23 protein-coding genes are annotated in these 23,680 nt (G+C 64.5%); 19 read left to right on the top strand and 4 right to left on the bottom strand.

Annotation, left to right across the window (positions count from 1 at the left end):
* From B2Y33_RS09730 to B2Y33_RS09745, 4 genes are all read left to right on the top strand, one after another.
* Positions 1–243 (top strand): NYN domain-containing protein (locus B2Y33_RS09730; protein WP_288632886.1); only part of this gene is annotated, 243 nt, incomplete at its 5' end.
* Between the two features lie 7 nt (positions 244–250).
* Positions 251–856, top strand: coding sequence for a 3'-5' exonuclease (locus B2Y33_RS09735; RefSeq protein WP_027915222.1), 606 nt, complete (start codon positions 251–253; stop codon positions 854–856).
* Between the two features lie 130 nt (positions 857–986).
* The gene (gene yedA / locus B2Y33_RS09740; RefSeq protein ID WP_206405554.1) at positions 987–1,880 is read left to right on the top strand and encodes a drug/metabolite exporter YedA; all 894 of its coding nucleotides are present in this window, start codon (positions 987–989) and stop codon (positions 1,878–1,880) included.
* An 81-nt stretch (positions 1,881–1,961) separates the two neighbouring features.
* Positions 1,962–3,293: a DEAD/DEAH box helicase gene (locus B2Y33_RS09745; protein ID WP_027915220.1), complete on the top strand. Its 1,332-nt coding sequence runs from the start codon at positions 1,962–1,964 to the stop codon at positions 3,291–3,293.
* A 120-nt stretch (positions 3,294–3,413) separates the two neighbouring features.
* Here the strand turns inward: B2Y33_RS09745 and B2Y33_RS09750 are convergent, their stop codons facing one another.
* From B2Y33_RS09750 to B2Y33_RS09760, 3 genes are all read right to left on the bottom strand, one after another.
* Positions 3,414–4,667, bottom strand: coding sequence for a TIGR03862 family flavoprotein (locus B2Y33_RS09750; RefSeq protein ID WP_110607066.1), 1,254 nt, complete (start codon positions 4,665–4,667; stop codon positions 3,414–3,416).
* Between the two features lie 148 nt (positions 4,668–4,815).
* Positions 4,816–5,730, bottom strand: coding sequence for a histone deacetylase family protein (locus tag B2Y33_RS09755; protein ID WP_027915218.1), 915 nt, complete (start codon positions 5,728–5,730; stop codon positions 4,816–4,818).
* Positions 5,731–5,840: 110 nt separating this feature from the next.
* The gene (locus B2Y33_RS09760; RefSeq protein WP_027915217.1) at positions 5,841–6,527 is read right to left on the bottom strand and encodes an Ais protein; all 687 of its coding nucleotides are present in this window, start codon (positions 6,525–6,527) and stop codon (positions 5,841–5,843) included.
* Positions 6,528–6,708: 181 nt separating this feature from the next.
* Between B2Y33_RS09760 and B2Y33_RS09765 the strand changes: the two genes are divergently transcribed.
* The 8 genes from B2Y33_RS09765 (at position 6,709) to gabP (ending at position 14,738) form a co-directional block, all read left to right on the top strand.
* Positions 6,709–7,281 carry a GNAT family N-acetyltransferase gene (locus tag B2Y33_RS09765; RefSeq protein WP_027915216.1) on the top strand — a complete coding sequence of 191 codons (573 nt, stop codon included), beginning with the start codon at positions 6,709–6,711 and terminating at the stop codon, positions 7,279–7,281.
* A gap of 141 nt (positions 7,282–7,422) precedes the next feature.
* On the top strand, positions 7,423–8,292 hold the full coding sequence (gene tesB / locus B2Y33_RS09770; RefSeq protein WP_023534523.1) for an acyl-CoA thioesterase II: 870 nt from the start codon (positions 7,423–7,425) through the stop codon (positions 8,290–8,292).
* A complete protein-coding gene (locus B2Y33_RS09775) occupies positions 8,289–8,879 on the top strand; it encodes an HAD family hydrolase (protein ID WP_027915215.1) in 591 nt (196 codons plus the stop codon). The genes tesB and B2Y33_RS09775 overlap by 4 nt, the downstream gene beginning before the upstream one ends.
* A gap of 48 nt (positions 8,880–8,927) precedes the next feature.
* Positions 8,928–9,938: a zinc-dependent alcohol dehydrogenase family protein gene (locus B2Y33_RS09780; RefSeq protein WP_088523411.1), complete on the top strand. Its 1,011-nt coding sequence runs from the start codon at positions 8,928–8,930 to the stop codon at positions 9,936–9,938.
* 128 nt (positions 9,939–10,066) lie between these two features.
* A complete protein-coding gene (locus B2Y33_RS09785) occupies positions 10,067–11,182 on the top strand; it encodes an ABC transporter substrate-binding protein (protein ID WP_241194912.1) in 1,116 nt (371 codons plus the stop codon).
* Entirely contained in the window at positions 11,179–12,240 is a 1,062-nt protein-coding gene (locus B2Y33_RS09790) for a FecCD family ABC transporter permease (protein WP_206405555.1), read from the top strand. The genes B2Y33_RS09785 and B2Y33_RS09790 overlap by 4 nt, the downstream gene beginning before the upstream one ends.
* The gene (locus B2Y33_RS09795; protein WP_110607064.1) at positions 12,237–12,998 is read left to right on the top strand and encodes an ABC transporter ATP-binding protein; all 762 of its coding nucleotides are present in this window, start codon (positions 12,237–12,239) and stop codon (positions 12,996–12,998) included. The genes B2Y33_RS09790 and B2Y33_RS09795 overlap by 4 nt, the downstream gene beginning before the upstream one ends.
* A gap of 348 nt (positions 12,999–13,346) precedes the next feature.
* Positions 13,347–14,738: a GABA permease gene (gene gabP, locus B2Y33_RS09800; RefSeq protein WP_027915210.1), complete on the top strand. Its 1,392-nt coding sequence runs from the start codon at positions 13,347–13,349 to the stop codon at positions 14,736–14,738.
* A gap of 220 nt (positions 14,739–14,958) precedes the next feature.
* Here the strand turns inward: gabP and B2Y33_RS09805 are convergent, their stop codons facing one another.
* Entirely contained in the window at positions 14,959–15,438 is a 480-nt protein-coding gene (locus B2Y33_RS09805) for a hypothetical protein (protein WP_111475485.1), read from the bottom strand.
* A 306-nt stretch (positions 15,439–15,744) separates the two neighbouring features.
* Here B2Y33_RS09805 and B2Y33_RS09810 point away from each other — a divergent pair, with 306 nt between their 5' ends.
* The 7 genes from B2Y33_RS09810 (at position 15,745) to B2Y33_RS09840 (ending at position 23,663) form a co-directional block, all read left to right on the top strand.
* On the top strand, positions 15,745–16,596 hold the full coding sequence (locus tag B2Y33_RS09810) for an STAS domain-containing protein (protein ID WP_288632889.1): 852 nt from the start codon (positions 15,745–15,747) through the stop codon (positions 16,594–16,596).
* Between the two features lie 3 nt (positions 16,597–16,599).
* A complete protein-coding gene (locus B2Y33_RS09815) occupies positions 16,600–16,962 on the top strand; it encodes an STAS domain-containing protein (RefSeq protein ID WP_027915208.1) in 363 nt (120 codons plus the stop codon).
* Positions 16,959–17,363 carry an anti-sigma regulatory factor gene (locus tag B2Y33_RS09820; RefSeq protein WP_023534560.1) on the top strand — a complete coding sequence of 135 codons (405 nt, stop codon included), beginning with the start codon at positions 16,959–16,961 and terminating at the stop codon, positions 17,361–17,363. Before B2Y33_RS09815 ends, B2Y33_RS09820 begins: the two co-directional genes overlap by 4 nt.
* Positions 17,360–18,373: an ATP-binding protein gene (locus B2Y33_RS09825; protein WP_049696762.1), complete on the top strand. Its 1,014-nt coding sequence runs from the start codon at positions 17,360–17,362 to the stop codon at positions 18,371–18,373. Before B2Y33_RS09820 ends, B2Y33_RS09825 begins: the two co-directional genes overlap by 4 nt.
* Complete coding sequence (locus B2Y33_RS09830) at positions 18,366–19,208, top strand: sensor histidine kinase (RefSeq protein WP_028687124.1); 843 nt, start codon at positions 18,366–18,368, stop codon at positions 19,206–19,208. The genes B2Y33_RS09825 and B2Y33_RS09830 overlap by 8 nt, the downstream gene beginning before the upstream one ends.
* Entirely contained in the window at positions 19,205–21,148 is a 1,944-nt protein-coding gene (locus B2Y33_RS09835; protein ID WP_049696665.1) for a response regulator, read from the top strand. Before B2Y33_RS09830 ends, B2Y33_RS09835 begins: the two co-directional genes overlap by 4 nt.
* A gap of 121 nt (positions 21,149–21,269) precedes the next feature.
* Positions 21,270–23,663: a TonB-dependent siderophore receptor gene (locus B2Y33_RS09840; RefSeq protein ID WP_206405557.1), complete on the top strand. Its 2,394-nt coding sequence runs from the start codon at positions 21,270–21,272 to the stop codon at positions 23,661–23,663.
* Positions 23,664–23,680: the final 17 nt, after the last annotated feature.

Raw genomic sequence — 23,680 nt, forward strand, 5'->3', positions numbered from 1 at the left:
GGCTCGGCCAAGGGCGACTGGGATGTCGGCATCACCCTGGATGTGATCGATGCGGCCAGCCGCGTGGACCAGGTGGTACTGGCCTCGGGTGACGGGGATTTCGACCTGCTGCTCGACCGCGTGATCCAGCGCCACGGCACCGAAGCGGTGGTCTACGGCGTGCCGGGGCTGACGGCGATGTCGCTGATCCGCGCCGCCACCCGCTATGTGCCCATCGATGGCCCGTTGTTGCTCAAACACTAAGGTTTTTATGGAACGTATCGCTGTCATCGACTTTGAAACCACCGGCATTTCCCCAGGCACCGGTTGCCGCGCCACTGAGGTGGCCGTGGTGATGCTCGAGCGCGGGCAAATCGTCGAGCGCTATCAGAGCCTGATGAACGCGGGGGTGTCGGTGCCTGCTTTCGTGTCGGGCTTGACCGGCATCACCACCGCCATGGTGCGCAAGGCACCCCCGGTGGAGCAGGTGATGAACGAGGTGGCCGAGTTCGTGGGGGCCACGCCGCTGCTGGCCCACAACGCCGCCTTCGACCAGAAGTTCTGGGATTTCGAACTGAGCCGCATCGGCCGCAGCCGCAGCCAGCCCTTCGCCTGCTCGCTGTTGCTGTCCCGGCGCCTGCTGCCGGCCGCCCCCAACCACAAGCTGGGCACACTGAACCACTGGGCCGGGCTGCCCAACACCGGCACGGCCCACCGGGCCATGGCCGACGCGGAAATGGCCGCTAACCTGGTCCAGCACCTGGCCGGCGTGCTGCGCCAGGACCACGGGGTGCAGCAGCCTTCCCACGACTTGTTCTGCCGTTTGCAGAAAACCCCCGCCGCCAAGGTGCGCGACGCGCTGGCAGCCTACCGCTGAAACGGGCAGCGCCTGGCGTCGCACGCCCGCGGCTGCAAGTGTGCTGCTTATCCAACGCCTCACTGTAGGGTTGCCGCTGCGTTTCACACCGTTAGACTGCGTCACCCGCAAATGGATTTTCGAGTCGACCATGTCCAGCACCCGCCGCTTCCCGCTGTTGCTCATCGGGGCCTTCGTGGCCCTGTATTTCGTATGGGGTTCAACCTACCTGTTCATTCGCATCGGTGTGGAAAGCTGGCCGCCCATGCTCATGGCTGGGGTGCGCTTTCTGATTGCCGGGGGGCTGTTGTACGGCTTCATGCGCTGGCGAGGGGCGCCATCACCGTCCTGGCCGCAGTGGCGGGCAGCGGGGCTGGTGGGCTTTTTGCTGCTCAGCTGTGGCAACGGGGGCGTGACGATCGCTGAGCATGCCGGCGTGGCGTCCGGCGTGGCAGCGCTGGCGGTGGCGACCGTGCCCTTGTTTACCCTGGTGTTTGGGCTGATGTTCGGTTATCGCAACTCAGGGCTCGAATGGGCGGGCATCGTGCTTGGCCTGACCGGCATCGGCTTGCTCAACCTGGGCTCCAACCTGCAGGCGAGCCCGCTTGGCGCGGCGCTGTTGATCTTCGCCGCCGCCTCGTGGGCATTCGGGTCGGTCTGGAGCAAGCGCCTGCCCATGCCTCCGGGCCCCATGGCCAGCGCTGCACAGATGCTGGTCGGTGGTACGGCGTTGCTGTTGGGCAGCCTGCTGTCGGGTGAACGCATGACGCAGATGCCCACCGCTGCCGGCTGGGGCGCGCTGGCCTACCTGGTGTTCTTCGGCTCGATCCTGGCGTTCAGCGCCTACATGTACCTGCTCAAGCACGTTCGCCCGGCGGCGGCCACCAGCTATGCCTACGTCAACCCGGCCGTGGCGGTGCTCTTGGGCATCGTGCTTGCCGGCGAGCAGATCGGTGCCGAAGAGTGCGTTGCCATGGCCGTGATCATTGGCGCGGTGGTCCTGATCGGCCTGCCGCAGTGGCGCAAGGCGCGGCCCATCGCCTAGCCGCTCGACCGGGAAACCTGCAAGTGCACAGGGGGGATGCGGTAGACTTGCCGGCTTCGCTGAACCCCTGATGGTATTGCCATGAATTTCGCCAAACTCGGCCTGATCGAACCCTTGCTGCGCACCCTTGAGCAGCGCGATTACACCAACCCGACCCCGGTACAGGCCCAGGCCATCCCCGCCGTGCTGGCCGGCCGCGACCTGATGGCCGCCGCCCAGACCGGCACGGGCAAGACCGCAGGTTTTGCCCTACCCGTGTTGCAACGCCTGGCGCTTGAAGGCGAGAAGGTGGCGGCCAACTCGATTCGTGCCTTGGTCCTGGTGCCCACCCGTGAACTGGCCGAGCAGGTGCATACCAACGTGCGCGAGTATGCCGAGCACCTGCCGCTGAGCACCTATGCGGTGTATGGCGGGGTCAGCATCAACCCGCAGATGATGCGCCTGCGCCGTGGTGTGGACCTGCTGGTGGCGACCCCGGGCCGGCTGCTGGACCTGTATCGCCAGAACGCGATCAAGTTCAACCAGGTGCAGATTCTGGTGCTCGACGAAGCCGATCGCATGCTCGACCTGGGGTTCGCCGAGGAGCTGCAATCGGTCTATGCCGCGCTGCCCCGCAAGCGCCAGACGCTGCTGTTTTCGGCGACCTTCTCGGACCAGATCCGCCTGCTTGCAGGGCTCGCGCTCAACGACCCGCTCAGCATCGAAGTCAGCCCGCGCAATGCCACGGCGGCGAGCGTCAAGCAATGGCTGGTGACGGTGGACAAGAAGCGCAAGGTCGACCTGTTCTGCCACCTGTTGCGCAAGCAGCGTTGGAAGCAGGTGCTGGTCTTCGCCAAGACCCGCAATGGCGTCGATCAACTGGTCGAGCGCCTGCTGGCCGAAGGGGTCAAGGCCGATGGTATCCATGGCGACCGCCCCCAGGCGACACGGCAACGGGCGCTGGACAGCTTCAAGGCACGCGAGGTGCAGGTGCTGGTGGCCACCGACGTGGCTGCGCGCGGGCTGGACATCGACGACCTGCCGCTGGTAGTCAACCTGGACCTGCCGATCGTGGCCGAAGACTATGTGCACCGTATCGGCCGCACTGGCCGTGCGGGCAACACGGGTGAGGCGATTTCGCTGGTGTGCGCGGATGAGGTGCAGTTGCTAGCGGCCATCGAAGTGCTGACCCGGCAGACACTGACGCGTCATGAAGAGCCTGACTTCATTCCTGATCACCGGGTACCCCTGACCGATGCCAGTGGTCAGGTGATGAAAAAGCCCAAGAAACCGAAGAAGCCCAAGGAGAACAGTGCCAAGCGTGGGCTGGGTCGCTGGATGGACAGTGATGAGGCAGGCACCGCGCCACCTGCGGTGAAGGCCGTGCGCAAGGTGCCTAGCTTCAATGGGGGGCCGCGCAAGCGCAAGCCCTGACGGTTAGAGCGTTGGCGTGAGGCAGTGGCTTTTGATCTCAACGGGGCAGGTACGAGCTTTAGCAGCGCGTTGGGTATAGCCCCGATTGCTAAAGCGAGGACAGGCCTGTGAAACCTGCGATCAGCCCGTCGTATTCCCCTGCCGCCCCACCCACGCCGCCGCTGCCCGACCGGCCCGCAGCCCGCTGGCGAAGCAGGCAGTCAGCAGATACCCGCCTGTTGGCGCTTCCCAGTCCAGCATCTCGCCCGCACAGAACACCCCTGGCATGTGCTTTATCATCAGCCCCTCATCCAGGCTTTCGAAACGCACCCCGCCGGCACTACTGATCGCTTCGTCCAAGGGACGAGTGCGCACCAGCGTGATCGGCAGGGCCTTGATCGCCTGGGCAAGGGCTGGCGGGTCGGCGAATGTGGCCGGGTCGGTCAGCTCGCGCAGCAGCGCCGCCTTGACCCCGTCCAGGCCCAATTGCCCTTGCAAGTGCTTGGCCATGGACCGCGAGCCCCTCGGGCGTGCCAGGGCCTGGGCAATCTTGTCCACAGGCTTGTCCGGCAGCAGGTCCAATATCAGCACACCGCTGCCACATTGCTCGATGGCCGCACGCACCTGCGCCGACCAGGCGTAGACCAGGCTGCCTTCCACACCCTGGGCGGTCAGGATGAACTCGCCTTTGCGCGGCGCACGGCCTGGCACGCTCAGGGCAATGTTCTTGACCGGCGCCCCTGCGAACTTGTCGGTGAGCACCGCACTCCAGCCCGCGACCTCGAACCCGCAATTGCTCGGGCGCAGGGGTGAGATATCCACAGCGCGGTCAGCCAGGGTTGCCTGCCAGCGCCCATCCGATCCCAGCCGCGCCCAACTGCCGCCACCCAGTGCCAGTACGACCACGGCGGGCCGGACCAGCCGCTCGCCCTGTGGATAAGCAATGCGCAGCGCGCCGTCCTCGCTCCAGCCCAGCCAGCGATGACGGTTGTGGATAACCACGCCGGTTTCACGCAGGCGCTTGAGCCACGCGCGTAGGAGCGGGGCGGCCTTCATGTCGGTTGGGAACACGCGGCCCGAGCTGCCCACGAACGTGGCGATACCCAGCCCGTGAATCCACTGGCGCAAGGCGTTGGCGTCAAAGTCGCGCAACAGCCCGTCAACCTCGCTTTGGCGCTCGGCATACCGCGCCGCGAAGGCAGGGTAGGGCTCGGAATGGGTGATGTTCATGCCGCCCACGCCTGCCAGCAGAAACTTGCGACCCACCGAAGGCATGGCGTCGAACACTTCCACCGAAAGCCCGGCCTGTGCCAGGGCTTCAGCCGCCATCAGGCCGGCGGGGCCGCCCCCAATGACAGCGGCGACAGGAGGGGCGGGGTGACTTACTTCGGACATGATGGGCTGCAGGCTGTGGAAAAGATGCGCATTCTAGCGCAGCACAGCTCTCACAAGCACTGATCAAAAAATGATCAATGTCGCGCAGGCAGCGCTATTAAAGGGCTACAGCCTGTTTCGCTCAGGTTATCCACAAGCGGTTCCACAGTCATTGTGCACAACGCAAGACGTTGGCCGCCGTGTGATGAAGCACGCCATGGCGCTTGGCCAGCGCTCTGCGATCCTTGCTGTAACCGCCCCCGATCACGCCCATGACCGGAATGTCGCGGCCCAGGCACTGGCCGAGCACGCGCGCGTCACGTGCGGCCAGCCCTGCATCGGTGATTTGCAGGTAACCCAGGGCATCGTCCTTGTGAACATCGACCCCGGCGTCGTACAGCACCAGGTCAGGCTGATAGAGCGGCAGCAGGTAATTGAGCGCCTCATCCACCACGTGCAGGTAAGCGTCGTCCCCCATGCCACGTGGCAGGGGGATGTCCCAGTCGCTTTGCGCCTTGCGGGCCGGGAAGTTCTGCTCGCAATGCAGGGAGACGGTAATGGCGTCGGGCGTGTCTTCAAGAATGCGCGCGGTACCGTCCCCTTGATGAACATCGCAATCGAAGATCAGCACCCGGTGCACGCGGCCGGCTTCGAGCAGGTAACGGCTGATCACGGCCAGGTCATTGAAGATGCAAAAGCCGGCTGGGTGGTCGTAGTGGGCATGGTGGGTACCGCCCGCCAGGTGACAGGCCACCCCGTGTTGCAGGGCCATCTCGGCCGTCAACAGCGAACCCCCGACCGCACGCACGGTGCGCCGCGCCAGCGCTTCGCTCCACGGCAGGCCCAGGCGCCGCTGGTCCTCGCGGGATAGCTCGCCGTGCATGTAGCGCTCGATGTAACGGCGGTCGTGGGCCAGCGCAAGAATGTCATTGGGGCAGATTTCGGGCCGCAGCAACGCCTGGTCGGTGGTCAACCCACTGTCGATCAGGTGATCGTGCAGCAGACGAAACTTGTCCATCGGAAAACGATGGTCCGGCGGAAACTCCGGGCTGTAGTCTTCGTGGTAGATCAGCGGCAGCGACATGGGTTATCCACAGCAAGAAACAGACTTGATCTTGCCATGACAGCCAACGGCTGTGGAAAACTTTGCTAGCCCAGCGTGCAAGCCGGTGCCCACCTATGCAACGGGCACTTTCAACGTGCAGCGCTGGCCAGCACGCGCTGCCATTCGGGCGCGTTCAACCGCCCCAGGATGCGTGCCTTGCCACTGTCGTCCACGGAAACGAACAGGGCACTGGCATAACCGCTGTCCCGTTCGCCGCCGGTAACGTTCTGCTGGCGAGCGAACTGATCGACGCAGCCGTTGTGGGTTACCAGCACCAGGTTGTGTTCGGGGCGTTTGGCTGCCAGCGCCTGAGCCGGGAAGCCGCCGTCGCACTGGCCGATCCATTCCCGCGTGGCCACCGGCTGCCCCAGAATGAAATGCGCCGTCTGCTGGGTGCGCACCTTCGGGCTGCTCAACAGGTCGGCATCGGCCAGCCCCAGGTGCTTGAGGCCTTCGCCCACGCGCCCGGCAGCCTGGCTGCCGGCGACCGTGATGCCAGCCGGGTCGCCCAGGCAGGGGCCCGGTGCGCTGTCACAGCGCTCGGCATGGCGGATCATGACGATCACCGCACCGTTGGCCCAGGCCTGGAGCAGGCCGCTTTTGCTGAGTTGTTGTTCGCTACCAAGGTCCACGATGGAGGTTCTCGTCATAAACCAGGAGGTCGATGCCGCCACGGCCAGGCACAGGCTCAAGGCGACGGTCACGGTGCTGCGGGGCAGCCATCGCTTGCGCGGTGAATGCATTGCGTAGGGCGGCAGAGTGTTGCTCGACAGCATGGGTGGCTCCGACAGGGAAACCGCGCGCTGGGCGCGGCAGGGATGGCGGCATTTTGCTAACCCGCGTGTTGCCAGCCGGTGAAGCGCATGTGAAAAATGCATTCGGCTACTCATTACCCGGTGCGCGGTCGTGCCTGCGCCTACGCTGTACAGTGCAGCACGCCAAAACGGAGCGAACCCCATGACCCCCATTCTGGAACTGGAAAGCGCGCGGCTGATTCTGCGCCAATGGCAGGACGAGGATCTGCGCGAGTTCGCTGCCCTGTGCGCCGACCCCCAGGTCATGCGCTACTTCCCCGCGCCGCTCACACGCCTTGAAGCGGCTGCCTTGATCGGCCGCATCCGCGGGCATTTTCATGAGTACGGGTTTGGCCTGTGGGCGCTTGAGCGCAAGGACAGTGGGGCTTTCATCGGCATGACGGGCCTGCTCAATGTCAACTTCGACGCGCCCTTCGCCCCGGCAGTCGAGATCGGCTGGCGCCTGGCACGTCGGCACTGGGGTCTGGGGTTTGCCAGTGAGGCGGCCTGGACGTGCTTGCGCTGTGCGTTTGCCCAGTTGCAGGTCGAGCAGGTGGTGTCCTTTACCAGCACCCTCAACCTGCCCTCGCAGAAGGTGATGCAAGCCATCGGCATGGAGCAGGACCTGGCAGGCAGTTTCGACCACCCGCGTGTCGCCCTCGGCCATCCACTGCGCCCGCATGTGCTGTATCGGATCGATCGCGCGCGGTGGGAGCAGACCTTGCGGGCCGAGTGAACCGCCAGGGGGGCTGGCGATGTCAAACCCTGTATTATTTGCGCTATTGGACGGTGCGGCTCATGCGTGGGCCGCGCCGGTTGAATCGAGCGCCGGCCCACGGCGCCTTGTGAGCACGTCTTGCGTCTACGGAGAACCCTGATGAGTCATGTGTTGGACGACCTGGTCGACCTGTTGAGCCTCGAAGCCATTGAAGAAAACCTGTTCCGCGGCCGCAGCCAGGACCTGGGTTTTCGCCAGCTGTATGGCGGCCAGGTGCTGGGCCAGTCCTTGTCGGCCGCCAGCCAGACGGTAGAGGATGCCCGCCACGTGCACTCGCTGCACGGCTACTTCCTGCGCCCGGGCGATGCCAGCCTGCCGGTGGTGTACTCGGTGGACCGCGTGCGTGATGGCGGCAGTTTCAGTACCCGACGCGTCACGGCGATTCAGAAGGGCAAGACGATCTTCACCTGCAGCGCCTCGTTCCAGTACGACGAGGACGGGTTCACCCACCAGGCACAGATGCCCGATGTGGTCGGCCCTGAAAACCTGCCCACCGAAGTGGAACTGGCCAGCGCCATGGCCGATCAGCTTCCTGAGCGCATCCGCGACAAGGTGCTGTGCGCCAAGCCCATCGAGATTCGCCCAGTAACCGAGCGTGACCCGTTCAACCCCAAGCCCGGCGACCCGGTGAAATACGCCTGGTTCCGCGCCGACGGCAATCTGCCGGCTATCCCTGCGCTGCACAAGTACATCCTGGCCTACGCCTCTGATTTCGGGCTGCTGACCACATCGATGCTGCCCCATGGCAAGTCGGTCTGGCAGCGGGACATGCAGATCGCCAGCCTGGACCACTCTTTGTGGTTCCACGGCAACCTGCGGGCTGATGAATGGCTGCTGTACGCCACCGACAGCCCCTGGGCTGGCAATGCCCGTGGCTTCTGCCGCGGCAGCATCTTCAACCAGGCCGGTCAACTGGTCGCCTCGTCCAGCCAGGAAGGCCTGATCCGTCATCGCAAGGACTGGGCATGAACCTGGGCCAGGTGCGCCATTGGGTGTTCGACATGGACGGCACCCTGACCGTGGCCGCGCATGATTTTGCCGCAATCCGTGTGAAGTTGGGCATTCCTCCCAAGGACGACATTCTGGCGCACCTGGCGGCTCTGCCCGCAGACGAAGCCGCCGCCAAGCATGCCTGGCTGCTGGAGCACGAGCGTCATCTGGCGCTGGTCTCCAAAGCTGCCCAGGGGGCGGTGGAGCTGGTCCGTGAGCTGGCCAGCCGTGGTTGCCAACTGGGCATCCTCACCCGCAATGCCCGCGAACTGGCACACATCACGCTCCAAGCCATTGGCCTTGCCGACTGTTTTCCGGTGGCGCACATTCTTGGCCGTGACGAAGCGCAGCCCAAGCCCAGCCCCGATGGGCTGCTCAAGATTGCCGGCGCCTGGGGCGTCGCGCCGCAGGCGATGGTGATGGTGGGCGACCACCGCTTCGACCTCGACTGCGGGCGAGCCGCCGGCGCGGGCACGGTGCTTGTGAACCAGCCGCACGACGCCTGGCCGGGCCTTGCTGACCGACATGCGCCCGACTGTCATGCCTTGAAGCGTATGCTGGGCTGACCCCACGCTCGCCGACCACTTTCCTTTTTACAGATGGAGCACTCGACCATGAGCAGCAAGGCGATCTACGTTCAACCCGGCGGCGGCTACGACAAGGTCGAGGTCGGCACCTGCGAGGCCACTGCCCCAGGCGTGGGTGAAATCACCGTACGCTTGCATGCCAGCTCCCTCAATTACCACGACTTCGCCGTGGTCAGCGGCATGTGGGGCCCAGCCGAACGGCGCATCCCGATGGCCGACGGTGCCGGCGAGGTGATCGCCGTGGGCAGCGGCGTCAGCGACTTTCAGGTCGGTGACAGCGTGGTCAGCACCTTCTTCCCTGACTGGCTGGATGGTGAGGCCAATGTCGAGGGCTTTGCCCGGGTGCCGGGCGATGGCCTGGACGGTTATGCCCGTGGCCATGTGACCGCGTTGGCCACAGCCTTCACCCGCGCGCCCAAGGGCTTCAGCCACGCCGAGGCGGCGACCTTGACCACCGCCGGGCTTACCGCCTGGCGCGCGCTGATGAGCGACGATCACCTCAAGCCCGGTGACACGGTGCTGGTACAGGGCACCGGCGGGGTGTCGATCTTTGCCCTGCAGTTCGCCAAGCTGGCCGGTGCGTCGGTGATCGCCACCTCTTCCAGCGATGCCAAGCTCGAGCGGCTCAAGGCCTTGGGCGCCGACCACGTGATCAACTACACGCGCACGCCGGCCTGGGGCGAAAAGGTGCGTGAGCTGACCGACAACCGTGGGGTGGACCATGTGATCGAAGTCGGCGGGCCCGCCACCCTGGAGCAATCGATGATCGCCGCACGCATCGGGGGCCATGTCTCGCTGATCGGCATTTTGACCGGTGTGGCGGGGCAGCTGCCGCTGGTGCAGGCCCTGGTGCGGCAGATCCGCCTGCAGGGTGTGCTGGTAGGCAGCCGTGCCCAGCAGCAGGCCATGGTCCGGGCCATCGAGGCCAACGGCCTGCGCCCGGTGGTGGACAAGCACTTCGAGCTCGAACACATCGTCGATGCGTTTCGCTATCAGGAAAGCAACCGCCATTTCGGCAAGATCTGCCTGACCTGGTAACGCCTTGGGGTAACGGGATGTAATGGCTGGCGACCAGACCAATACATTCGCGCACATCGGGAGCACAGGCGGCTGGCTAGAATGCCCGGCTCCGTTGCGACTGATTCTCTCTTCAAGAGGACGCCCCGATGTGCCTGTTCCCCCGTTTGCGGCAGCGCCTGCTGCCTGCCTTGCTGCTGCTGGCGCCCTGCCTCGGCTTTGCCCACACCGCCCAAGCCCTGCAAGTTACCGATGTGCTGGGGCGTACCGTCGAGCTTGACCACGCCCCGCAACGTATCGTGCTGGGCGAGGGGCGTTTGTTCTTCGCCCTGGCGCTGCTCGACCGTGATAACCCCTTCCAGCGCGTGGTGGGCTGGCAGAACGACATGCGCTTGCTGGACCCGCATACCTATGAGGTCTACGCCCGGCAGTACCCGCAGATCGCCAAGCTGCCCTTGATAGGGCAGGCCTCCGAGCAGAGCGTGAGCGCCGAGCAGATCCTGTCGCTCAAGCCTGACCTGGCCATTTTCAGCATCGCCGGCGAAGGCCCGACCCAGCACAGCCCGGTGGCCGATCTGCTGGCCAAGGCCGGCGTGCCGGTGTTGTTCATCGATTTTCGTGTGCACCCCATGCGCAATACCCACGTCAGCATGCAGGCGCTGGGTACGCTGCTAGGCCGTGAACAGCAGGCGCAGCAGTACCTCGACCTGTACGACCGTCACCTGGAGCAGGTGAAAGCGGGCGTGGCTGGCATCAAGGAAAGCGAGCGGCCCAAGGTGTTTCTGGAATTGCTGGCCGGGGTGTGGCAAGCGCCTGGCCATACCACTGGCAAAAGCGGCTTGGGCAGTGTGGTCCAGGCGGTGGGTGGCCATAACATCGGTGCCGACGTGGTGCCCGGTGCGCTGGGCGATGTGAGCGTCGAGTACGTGCTGCAAGCCGATCCCGACGTCTATATCGCCACCGGCAACCGCGCCCCCGGCGTACTGCTGGGGGCCGGGGTTTCCGAAAAAACGGCCCGGGACAGCTTGGCGAAGATCACCGCCCGCCCGGAATTCGCCCCCTTGCGGCCCATCCAGGCCGGCCAGGCCCATGGCTTGTGGCATGACTTCTACAACTCGCCGTTCAACATCCTTGCGATTGAAGCGATGGCGCGTTGGGTGCACCCGGAGCGGTTCAAGGACATCGACCCGCAAGCGACCATGGCCGAGATCAACCGCATGCTCAAGGTAGGGCTGGACGGTCAGTACTGGGTCGACGCCCAGTGAACGCACAGGCGCTGCCAGGCGTGCAACAGGCCGCCTGGCACTACCGCCGGCTGCTGTGGCGGCGTACCGGGCTGGTTGCCGGGCTGGCCGTGCTGTTACTGGTTTCGGTCTTGAGCGACCTGGCCAGCGGTGCGTCGGGGATGAGCCTGGGGCGACTGGTGCAAGGCCTGTTCGACCCGGCCACGCTCAGCGCCACGGAGCGGGTGATCATCTGGAACGTACGCTTGCCCTACGCGCTGATGGCGGTGCTGGTGGGCACGGCACTGTCGCTCGCAGGGGCCGAGATGCAGGCAATCCTCGACAACCCGCTGGCCAGCCCCTTCACCCTGGGGGTGTCCTCGTCAGCGGCACTGGGGGCTTCGCTTGCCATAGCCTACCCGCTCAGCATCGCCTGGATGACGGCGGGGGTGCAGGTGACGGTGATGGCCTTCGTCTTCGCCTGCCTGTCGGTGGTGTTGTTGCAGGCCATGTCGCGGCTTCGCGGGGCGGGCGTGGAGAGCCTGGTGCTGTTCGGCATCGCCCTGGTGTTCAGCTGCAATGCCCTGGTGTCGCTGTTGCAACTGCTGGCCACCGAAGACGTATTGCAGCAACTGGTGTTCTGGACCATGGGCAGCCTGGCCCGGGCCGATTGGAACAAACTCGGCATTCTGGCGCTGGTCGTGGCACTGGTGTTGCCGTTTTCGCTGCGCGCAGCACCTGCGATGACGCTGCTGCGCATGGGCGAGGACCGGGCGCGCAGCTTCGGTGTGGACACCCGGCGGCTGCGTTTTGCCTCGCTGCTGCGCATCAGCCTGTTGTCGGCAACCGCCGTGGCATTCGTTGGCACCATCGGCTTCGTCGGCCTGGTCGGGCCGCACATTGCGCGCTTGCTGGTGGGGGAAGACCAGCGGTTCCTGCTGCCGGCCAGCGCGCTGGTGGGCGCGCTGATGCTGTCGTTGTCCTCCATTGCCAGCAAGCTGATCATGCCAGGCGTCATCGTGCCGGTCGGCATCGTCACCGCCCTGGTGGGGGTGCCGATTTTCGTGACGCTGGTGTTCCGGCGAGGGAGAAAGCTGTGAGCCTGGTGATCGACAAGGTTTCGGTCGCCTACGGTGCGCGGCAGATTTTGCACGAGGTCAGCCTGCCTGCCCTGCCCGAAGGCAGCCTGGTGGCGCTGGTGGGGCCCAACGGGGCGGGCAAGTCCACGCTGCTCAGGGCCCTGGCAGGGCTCGAACGCATGCGTGGCGGCCTGCGCCTGGATGGCCAGGACGTGAACCGCCTGGCCTTTGCCGAGCGCGCTCGACGGCTAGCCTACATGCCCCAGCAGTTGCCCCCCGGCATTGCCCTTGGCGTGCTGGAAAGCATCATGGCCGCACTTCGCGTAGGCAGCGCGGACGACCTGCTGGGCCAGGCCTTTGCGGCCCTGCGCCAGCTGGGTATCGAGCACCTGGCCCAGCGCTCGCTGGACAGCTTGTCCGGTGGGCAGCGGCAATTGGTGGCGCTGGCCCAGTTGCTGGCGCGCAACCCGCAGGTGCTGCTGCTCGATGAGCCCACCAGCGCGCTTGACCTGCATTATCAATTGCGGGTCATGGACGCCGTGCGTGAGCGCGTGCAGGTGCATCGCCTGTTGGCGGTGGCGGTGCTGCACGACATCAACCTGGCTGCCAGCCATGCCGACTGGCTGGTGGTGCTGCGCGAGGGCAGGGTGGTCGCCAGTGGTACGCCGCAGGATGTGTTGGTGCCCGACTTGCTGGCGCAGGTGTATGGCGTCCAGGCGCGGGTCGAGCGCTGTTCCCTGGGGCGGCTGCAAGTGCTGGTCGACCACGCCTTGGCCTGATGCCCGCGCCACCCGCTGCCTGTTGAACGGGCAGCCGGGGCAGCACACTCGAATGAAAAACAGAAGCGTCATTGGCGTTGATGGCGCGTTCGGACATGCCAATCGCGACATTTGTCGCTTGCACAAAAGCGCTGTCGTGATCGAACAGTTCCGGGGCGTTCTCGTGTAATTTCCCTCATCCCTGCGGGGCTTAAATGAAGCCCGACCCCCACCGGCACGTTGCCTTGTGATGCGCTGCAAAGATCAACAACAGAGCGCAAGCAACCTGTCGACCTGAACCCTTCAAGGAGCTATTTTCGCCTACGCCTGCCCGTCCATCCTTGTGTCAGCAAAAAGAGAACAACATCAATGAACACCGTGGGATCTGATGGCAACCTTGCACAAGGTTTCAAGCCACGTCATGTAACGATGCTGTCCATCGCCGGCATCATCGGCGCCGGACTTTTCGTCGGCTCGGGCCACGCCATTGCGGCAGCCGGCCCGGCTACCATAATCTCCTATTTCGTGGCCGGGACCTTGGTCGTCCTGGTCATGCGCATGCTCGGCGAAATGGCCGTCGCGCACCCCGATACCGGTTCATTTTCCACCTACGCCGACCAGGCCATCGGCCGCTGGGCCGGCTACACCATCGGCTGGTTGTACTGGTGGTTCTGGGTGCTGGTCATTCCCATCGAAGCCCTGGCGGCAGGGCACGTGCTCAACGCCTGGTTCCCGCAGATAGACAGCTGGATATTCGCCTTGGCGTCGGTGCTGTTGCTGGCAGGTACCAACCTGTTCAGTGTGGCCAAGTACGGTGAGTTCGAGTTCTGGTTCGCCATTTTGAAAGTGACTGCGATCCTTGCCTTCATCAGCCTCGGCTTCGCGGCGCTGATGGGTTGGCTGCCCAACCGTGAAGTCAGCGGTTTGAGTGGGCTGATTGCCGAGCATGGCGGTTTTGCGCCCAATGGTTGGGCGGCGGTGGTGGGCGCGTTCATCACTGTGATGTTCAGCTTCATCGGCACGGAGGCAGTGACCATCGCCGCTTCGGAGTCGAGCGATCCTTCGCGCAACATCGCCAAGGCCACCCGTTCGGTCATCTGGCGCATCAGTACCTTCTACATCCTCTCCATCTTCGTGATCATTTCCGTCGTGCCGTGGAACGACCCACAGTTGGCTATGGTGGGCTCGTATCAGCGTGCACTGGAAATCATGAACATCCCCAATGCGGCCTTGCTGGTCGACCTGGTGGTGCTGGTAGCGGTCACCAGCTGCATGAACTCCTCGATCTACATCGCCTCGCGCATGATGTATTCGCTGGCCAAGCGTGGCGATGCGCCGGCAATGCTCAAACACACGTCCAAGGTCGGCGTACCCCGTGCTGCGGTGTTCGGCAGCACCCTGATCGGTGCATCCATCGCCGTGCTCAACTACTTCGCACCCAAGGGCGTGTTCGAGTTCCTGCTGGCAAGCTCAGGTGCCATCGCGCTGCTGGTCTACATGGTCATCGCCATCTCCCAACTGCGCATGCGTCGCCGTCTTGAGCGGGAGAATACTGAGCTCAAGTTCCGCATGTGGCTGTTCCCCTGGCTGACCTGGGCGGTAATCATCTTCATTGCCCTGGCCTTGGCGGTGATGATGTACACGCCCGAGCACCGGGCGGAAGTGAGCGCCACGCTGGGGCTTGCGATCCTGATTTCCTTCCTGGGTATCGTGACGACACGCGGTCATGCGCAGCCTGTGGGGGCGCGGTCGTTGGGGTGAGATGAGCTTTGCTGGAGCCTCGAGGCTGCGATGCGGCTTCGGGGTTATCAGCTTCGCAACTCAGGGTGCTGGGGCCGCTTTGCGGCCCATCGTGGCACGAGGCCTGCTCCTACTTGGATGGGTAAGCCTTCGGGGCTGCACACGTCTGTACTGAGGCAGGCGGGAATGCCAGCCTTGCAGGGCTGGCAGCTCATAGGCGCTGGGCGGCGAGGCGATCAGCCTACTGCGCCGGGCGCTTGTCTTGCGTGCAGGCAACGTAGGTACTGCCCGACTCGCCCCGCAACGACACATCGTGGTTGCCAACTTCCTGGGTGTAATGCCCCAGGTCATCCTTGCCGATGCCGCTCAGCTTGGCGATGTCCTCGACGCGCTGGCCCTTGAACATCCCCGAAAATTCGTTGAAGTCACCTTCGCCGTCACTGGCAGCATGTGCCGTCAGCTGCGTGATCGGTTGGCCGTAGACCTCCACTGGCTGCGCCAGCGAATACTCAGCGTCCGACAGCTCCGACGCCTGGACGGTGGCCTGGCCCTTGGCCGCCGTGACCAGTGCATCGAACTGCTCGGGTGAGACCACGCGCTTGCACGTCAGAACTTGGCCGATACGCGTGAGAGCCTCGGTTTGATCGAGGTTTTCAGCGTGAGCGGTGGCCACGCCAGCAAGGCTGGCAAGCAGGGGCAGGATCAGGCGAGTCGTGTTCATGCATCAGTTCCTTCTGGTGGGTAGCCCCTATTGAGTGCCGGGGTCACCAATGGTTTCAAGGCGCCAGGGACGCTACCGGCCATGGCGTGAAGAGGCAGGCGCACCCATGCTTTGGTCCGGTGCTCACGGCGCACTCGCCTGCCCTTGATCCAACCTGCCAAATTTCTTTGAGCAATGGACTACCATCCGATGGCCTAATGCAATTAAATGCGCCACCCGGACAACTATTCCGGCCAGTAACTGTCACTCACAAAACACCCGGTCATAGCGTGAAGGTGCCCGCTTTCACCACAGGAGCTCAGATACATGGCAGCACTGCAAAGCAGTACGTTGGACGCGGTCGAAAACAACCAGGACCAGTTGCTGACCCAGTGGTTGGCAGGCCTGGAAGCCAACGGTGCCACGCGCAACGTCAAGGAACAGGTGCTGGCCCAAGAGACCCGCGAGTTCCTGCAACTGTTGGTGCAGGGCTTGAAGGGCCAAGGTGGCGCCAACCTGGCAACCGCCGATTGGGAGGCCGTACGCCGGTTCCTCGAAAAGCTGTCGTCATCGCGCGCGCAGATGGGCCATGACTCCCACCAGACCGTGCACTCCATCTACGCCCTGAAGCGTCCGCTGTTCGCCTTGCTGCAATCGCACTACAGCGCCGACCCGGCCACGCTGGCCGAGGAACTCTGGCGCGTGTCCGAGCTGCTCGACAGCATGGGCATGCACACCATGCGCACTTACCAGGCGAGCCGTGAAAACGTCATTCGCCGCCAGCAGGAAGAACTGCTGGAGCTGTCTACGCCGGTGGTCAAACTGTGGGACGGTGTGCTGGCCTTGCCATTGATCGGCACCCTCGACTCCCAGCGCAGCCAGACCGTCATGGAGTCGCTGCTGCAGCGCATCGTCGACACCGGTTCGGAAATCGCCATTATCGACATCACGGGCGTGCCCACCGTGGACACCCTCGTGGCGCAGCACCTGCTCAAGACCGTGACGGCCATTCGCCTGATGGGCGCCGATTGCATCATCAGCGGCATCCGCCCGCAGATCGCCCAGACCATCGTGCACCTGGGCCTGGACCTTGGCACCCTGACCACCAAGGCTAACCTGGCCGATGCCCTGAAGCTGGCCCTGACCCGCGTGGGCAGCGACCTCGGCCAGCGAGCCTGAGCCATGGAGCGTATCCCGATCCTGCAGATGGGGGAATTCCTGCTGGTGACCATCCAGGTGGACATGCACGACCAACTGGCCCTCACCCTGCAGGAAGACCTGACCGACCGCATCAGCAGCACCTCCGCCCGCGGCGTACTCATCGACATCTCGGCACTGGACATGGTCGACTCGTTCATCGGGCGCATGATCGCCAGCATCTCGGGCCTGTCACGCATCATGGACGCCGAGACCATGGTGGTCGGCATGCAGCCTGCCGTAGCCATCACCCTGGTGGAACTGGGGCTGACGTTGCCCGGGGTAAGTACGGCCTTGAATGTGGAACGCGGCATGCAAGTGCTGCGTCAGCGTGTGACCCGCAAATGAATGTGCGCGACAGCGGTAGCCTGCCGGTGCGCATCGAGCAGGATGTAGTCCTTGCGCGCCAGTTGGCCCGCAAGCTGGCGGGCGAGTGCGGCATGCGCCTGGTCGACCTGACCAAGTTGGTCACCGCCGTCAGCGAGCTGGCCCGCAACACCGTGGTCTACGGCCGTGGCGGCGACATGGACTGGCAGGTGCTGGAGGACTTCGGTCGCGTGGGCCTGCGCCTGCATTTTCGTGACGAAGGCCCCGGCATTCCCGATATCGGCCTGGCGTTGACCGACGGCTGGACCTCGGGCGGTGGCATGGGCCTGGGCCTGACCGGCGCGCGGCGCCTGGTGGATGAGTTCGAGTTGGATACCGCGCCTGGCGAGGGTACCCGTGTGACGATCACACGATGGGCGTGAGCATCGCTGCCAGCCAGACCTGCGTCGTACCGTTGGCTGACCCCAGTGACGTTGGCCACGCTCGACGGATCGCGCAAAAACTTGCTCAGGCCCACGGTCATGACGAAACGGACGCCGGACGTGTCGCGCTGGTGGTGACCGAGCTGTGCACCAACGTGCTCAAGCATGCCGGGCACGGCGAGCTTCATCTGCGGGCGCTGCCGCGCGGTGACGGCAGGTTTGGCATCGAAGTGCTCACCCTCGATCGCGCGCAAGGGTTCGATGCCCAAGCCTGCCTGGCCGACGGCTATTCGTCGGCGGGTACCCAAGGCATCGGCCTGGGCGCCATCGCCCGCCAGGCTCAAGTCTTCGACGTCTATGCCGATACCCGGGGAGCCGTAGTTCTGGCGCGGTTGTATGCCCAGAATGACCCAGGTACTGACCTGCGCTTCGGCGTCAGCCAGCATGCCCTCAATGGCGACCCGGCCTGCGGCGACACCTGGCACCTGACCTTCGATGGGCAGCGCGTGAGCGCCCTGGTGATCGACGGGCTGGGGCATGGCAGCGAAGCCGAAGCGGCAGCCCAGGCGGGCGCGGCAGTGTTCGCACAGGCACCGTTCGCCCACCCGCAGCAGCAGCTTCTGGCCATGCACCAGGCGATGGCAGGCACACGCGGTGGCGCCGTGGCCCTGGCGCACTACGAGGGCTGCAATGCACGGCTGAGCTACACCGGCATCGGCAACATCGGCGCGAGCCTGGTCAATGGCAGCCAATCACGAGGCCTGGCGTCAATGCCCGGCATCGTCGGCGGGCAATTCAGAAAAACCCAAGTGTTCGACTACGCTGATCTGAACGGAAATGTGTTGATCATGTACAGCGATGGCCTGCAGTCCCGGTGGAACCTCAAGGATTACCCTGGCCTGGTGCACCGTCATCCGGCCGTGATCGCTGCGGTGCTGCACCGCGATTTCTGCCGAGGCCGGGACGATGTCACCGTACTTGTCATCGACCTGGAGCTGCCCAATGGCTGATGCCGCACTTATTGCCCGCCTGCAAGCCGAGAACGACGCCTTGCGCGCCGAGCTGGATGAAACCAACCAGGGCGTGCTGGCGCTGTATGCCGAGCTGGATACCCAGGCTGAGCACCTGCGCCAGGCCTCGGACCTCAAAAGCCGCTTCCTGTCCTACATGAGCCATGAGTTTCGCACCCCGCTGGGCTCGATCTTGAGCATCACCGGCCTGCTGACCGACGAGCTCGACGGGCCGTTGTCGGCGGAACAGCACCGTCAGGTCACCTTCATCAGTACCGCTACCCGCGAGCTGTCCGACATGGTTGACGACTTGCTCGACTTGGCCAAGATCGAAGCCGGTCGCATCACCATTTCGCCGGCCTGGTTCGACATGTTCGACCTGTTCGCCGCCCTGCGAGGCATGTTCAGGCCCATCGTCGATGCCACGGCCGTGGACCTCATCTTCGAAGAACATGCCGGCCTGCCGCGGCTGTACACCGATGACAAGAAGCTGGCGCAGATTCTGCGCAACTTCATTTCCAATGCCCTGAAGTTCACCTCACAGGGCGAAGTGCGTATTTCCGCCTGCCTGGAAGGCGATGACAGTATCCGTTTCGCCGTGAGCGACACGGGTATCGGCATTGCACCGGAGCTGCTGGGTACCCTGTTCGAAGACTTCGCCCAGGTGGACTCTCCGTTGCAGAAACGCTTGCGCGGTACAGGCCTGGGCCTGTCGCTGTGCAAGCGCTTTGCCGAGCTGCTGGGTGGTCATGTGGGCGTCGAGAGCGAGCCGGGCGTTGGCTCCTGTTTCTTCGTGGTGATCCCGCTTGCCCTCGCCCCGGAGAGCACTGAATGAATGCCGATGTGCGCTTGCTGATCGTCGATGACAACGTTGCCACCCGCTACGCCATGCGCAGGCGGTTGGCGGTGCACGGGTACCAGGTACTGGAGGCCGGCACGGGCGGGGAGGGCCTGGCGCTGATCCGCGACAGCCAGATCGACGCCTTGATCCTGGACGTGAACCTGCCGGACATGAGCGGCTTCGACATCGTCCGGCTGCTGCGTCAGGACCCACGCACGGCGCTGCTGCCAGTGATTCATGTGTCGGCCGCGTCGATCCAGAGCGGCGACATCATCACCGGGCTGAACGCTGGCGCCGATGCCTACCTGATTCACCCCGTCGACCCGGACGTGCTGCTGGCTACCCTGCGCACCTTGCTGCGCGTGCGCGACACCGAGCGCGCATTGCGCCAGAGCGAGGCACGCTTTCGCGAGATCTTCACCAGCGTGTCGGCGCCGATTGCCGTGATGGACGCCCAGCTGAAGGTGCATGAATGCAACCAGGCGTTCAGCTACCTGATCCAGGACAACCGCCACCCTGAGCAGCTGCACGACTGCTTCGCCGATGGGCAGGAGGCGGCGCTGGCCAGCCTGCGCGAGCACCTCATGGCCGGCGAGCGCTGGCAGGGCACCTTGAGCATGCAGGTGCATGGCCATGTACGCGAGACCGAGTGGCAGCTTTCGCCGTATCAGGCGCCGGGTTTGTGCCTGGTGTTCGTCGAGGACATCACCGAGCACCGTCACCGCGAACGCTCGCACCTGGCCCGGCTGGACGACGCGACCAGCCAGTTGGCCCATGAAGTGGCCGTGCGCGAACGCACCGAGGCGCAGCTGGTGCAACTGCAAAAAATGGAGGCACTTGGCAGCTTGACCGGCGGCATCGCCCACGACTTCAACAACCTGCTGACCGGCATCATCACCAGCCTCGAACTGATCTGCAAACGGGTGGCCGAGAACCGTGTCGACAGAGTGCCGCGCTATGCCGAAGCTGCGCTCAGCTCGGCCAACAGCGCGGCTTCGCTGACCCATCGGCTGCTGGCCTTCGCTCGCCAGCAACCGCTGGACACCCGGCCCGTGGACGTCAACCGCCACGTGCGCTCGCTCGAAGAACTGCTGACCCGCACCATTGGCGAGCGCATCACGTTGACCCTGAACCTCTCCACCCAACCGGCCATCGCCCTGGTCGACCCGGTGCAGCTGGAAAGCGCGGTGCTCAACCTGGTGATCAACGCCCGCGACGCGCTGCCCAAGGGCGGGCGGATCTGGCTCGACACGGCCGCCATCTGGTCCCAGGAAAACCCCAATCTTGCCGACGGCCCCTATGTGATGGTCAGCGTGCGCGACAACGGCACCGGCATCGAACCTGAGTTGCTGGACAAGGTGTTCGACCCGTTCTTCACCACCAAGCCCGTCGGGCAGGGCACCGGCCTTGGGTTGTCGACCATCTATGGTTTCGCCCGGCAGTCCAGCGGCCACGTGATGCTCAACAGCGTGGTGGGGCAGGGCACCGAAGTGGCGCTGATGCTGCCGGCCAGCGCGCAGGCAGCCGTGCCCGTGGTACGCGAGCGTGGGCTCGATCTACAGGGTAACGGCGAGCATGTGCTGATCGTTGAGGACATGGCCTCGGTGCGGCTTTCGGTGGCCGAAGCGCTGGCCGATGCCGGCTATCACTGCACACTGGCCTCGACCACCGACCAGGCGCTGGAATACCTGCGCGACGACCCGAGCCTGGACCTGATGCTGACCGACGTTGGCCTGCCAACGCTCAGCGGCCGGGAGCTGGCCGACCTTGCCCGTGGCTACCGGCCCGAACTGCCTGTGCTGTTCATGACCGGCTATGCCGATGCCGCGTTGGACCGGCAGGCGTTTCTCGGCGATGGCATGGACATGCTGATCAAGCCGTTCCGTATGGGTGAGCTGCTGGGCAAAGTGAGGCAGGCCATCGGTAAGGTGTAGGACCCAGCCTACTACCGAAGTTATTTAATCTGAAAATAAATGAGGTGTTTTCTCATTCTCGTTCGGCAGGTAGGGAAGGCCGGAATACAGGCCGCCCGCCGATACGCTACGGAGCGAGAGAATGAGTTCTACCCCGGTTTCACTGCGCCACCCCCTGAACCGAGCCCTGCGTGGCGCCTTGCTCGGGCTCGTGGTAGGCAGCCATGTCCTGCCAGCCCTGGCCCAGCCTGCGGCCACTGACAGCAGCAGCCCGCTCAAGCAGTGGAACATTCCGGCAGGCCCGCTGGCGCCAGCGCTCGATCGTTTTGCCAGGGAAGCCGGCGTCAGCCTCTCGTATGACGCGCAAAGCGTGGCCCACCAGACGACGCCGGGCGTCCAGGGCTCGCTGGGTACCGCAGCGGCCTTGTCTTCGCTGTTGCAGGGCAGTGACCTGCAATCTGAACAGCAAGGCCCCAACGCCTACCTGTTGCTGCCCCAGCCCAAGCCCACCGGCCCGCTGGAGCTGGGCGCCACCGAGGACTACCGGCTGGCCCCGGTAATCGTCAACGCCAAGGTCAAGGCCAGCGCCGACGACGACATCAACTCGGTCGTGGCCAAGGAGTTGTGGGTGGGGGGCAAGGTCGCCACCAGCATCCTCAATACCCCGGCGTCGGTATCGGTGGTGACCCGCAAGGAGATGGAGCAGCGCAGCGTCAGCACCACCGAAGAAGCGCTGCAGTACACCCCAGGGGTGATCAGCGACTTCTATGGGTCGGACGACCGTAACGACTACTTCCAGATTCGCGGCTTCCAGGCCACGACCTACCGTGACGGCCTGACGCTCAGCTCCATGCGTGGCGTGCGCGAAGACCCTTACGCCTACGAGCGTATCGAGATCATTCGCGGCGCCAACTCCACCCTGTTCGGCCCCGCCGACCCAGGCGGCTCGGTCAACTTCGTGACCAAACAGCCACGGTTCGAGCGCTTCGGCCAGGGCTACGTGACCTACGGTTCGTACGACCATGCCGAGACCGGCATCGATGTGGGCGATGTGCTCAACGAAGGCGGCACCGTGGCGGGGCGCTTCACGGCCAAGCTGCAGGACAGCGACCGTGAGTACGACCATTCCCGGGACGACAGCCGCCTAGTGATGGGCGGGCTGACCTGGGCACCGAGCGACTTCACCTCGGCCACCGTGGTGCTGGACTACCTGAAGACCAACAGCTCGCCCAACAGCGGTGGCTACCCGCTGGACAAGGAGTACGACCGCAGCAAGTTCTTCGGTGAGCCCGGCTACAACTTCCACGATGTGGAGCGCACCAGCCTGTCCGGCAACATCACCCACGACTTCGACAACGGCTTTGTATTGCGTGGCAACCTGCGCTACAGCGAACTGACCGACGATTTTGGCTACGCCTACTTGAGCGACAGCCCATCGCGGGTGGGCACGACCATCCCGCGCTATGTGTTCGGCACCGACAGCGACGCCGACCAGCTCAACGGCAACCTGATGCTGCAATACGATGCGCAGTTCGAGCACATCGACAGCAGCACCCTGGTGGGGGTGGAGTACCTCGACTCCTCGACCAAACAGCGCTCGGTCTATAGCCTCGCCACCCCGATCGACATCGCCAACCCGGTGTTCACCGGCGTGCCGCGTGGCATCGAGCCCTACAGCCGCAAGAAGCAGGACGTGACCACCAAGGCTGTGTTCATGCAGCAGAACCTTTCGTTCTACGACCGCGTCATCGCCACCGCTGGCGTGCGCAATGACTCCATGGATCTGTCCAGCACCGAGTACGTGGGCGGGGCCGCCAAGCAGAGCGACGATTTGTCGGAAACCTCGTATCGCGCGGCGCTCACCTACATCGTCAACGACGAAGTGTCAACGTACGTGAGCATGGTGGAGTCGGTGTCCCCACCCCAGGTGGGCGTCACCCCGCAAACCGGCAAGCAGTACGAAGTGGGCGTGAAGTACTCGCCCATCGGCATGGACGCGATGTTCTCCGCTGCGATGTATGACCTGACCCAGGAAAACGTCACCATCGCTGTGGTACTGCCCAGCGGCATCATCGAACAGCAAACCGTCGGTGAGTCCCACGCACGCGGCCTGGACCTGGAAGCCAAGGCCCAGGTGACGGCTGATATCAGCGTAATTGGCGCCTATTCGTACATGGACACCGACGTGAAACGCGGGTCGCTGTATGACGGCTCTTCGCTCAAGGGCAACGCTTTTGCCACCGCACCCAAGCACTCGGCTTCGTTGTGGACGTACTACGACATTCCGGCGACCGACGTGAGTGTCGGGCTGGGCGCACGGTACGTGGGGGCTTACTACATGGATGCGGCCAACACCAAGAAGACCGACGGCACCACGTTGTTCGACGCGGCATTCAAGTACCAGATCGCCAAGGGCACCGACCTGGCGGTGAACGTGAGCAACCTGTTCGATGAACAGCACGTGGTGGGCTCGGGGACGGCTGATTATTACAACCCGGGGCGTGAGGTGACGGCGCGGGTGAGTTATAGCTGGTAAGCGATTATTGGGGGGGC

The organism is Pseudomonas sp. UBA5666 (assembly GCF_002420785.1).
GTDB lineage: Bacteria > Pseudomonadota > Gammaproteobacteria > Pseudomonadales > Pseudomonadaceae > Aquipseudomonas > Aquipseudomonas fulva.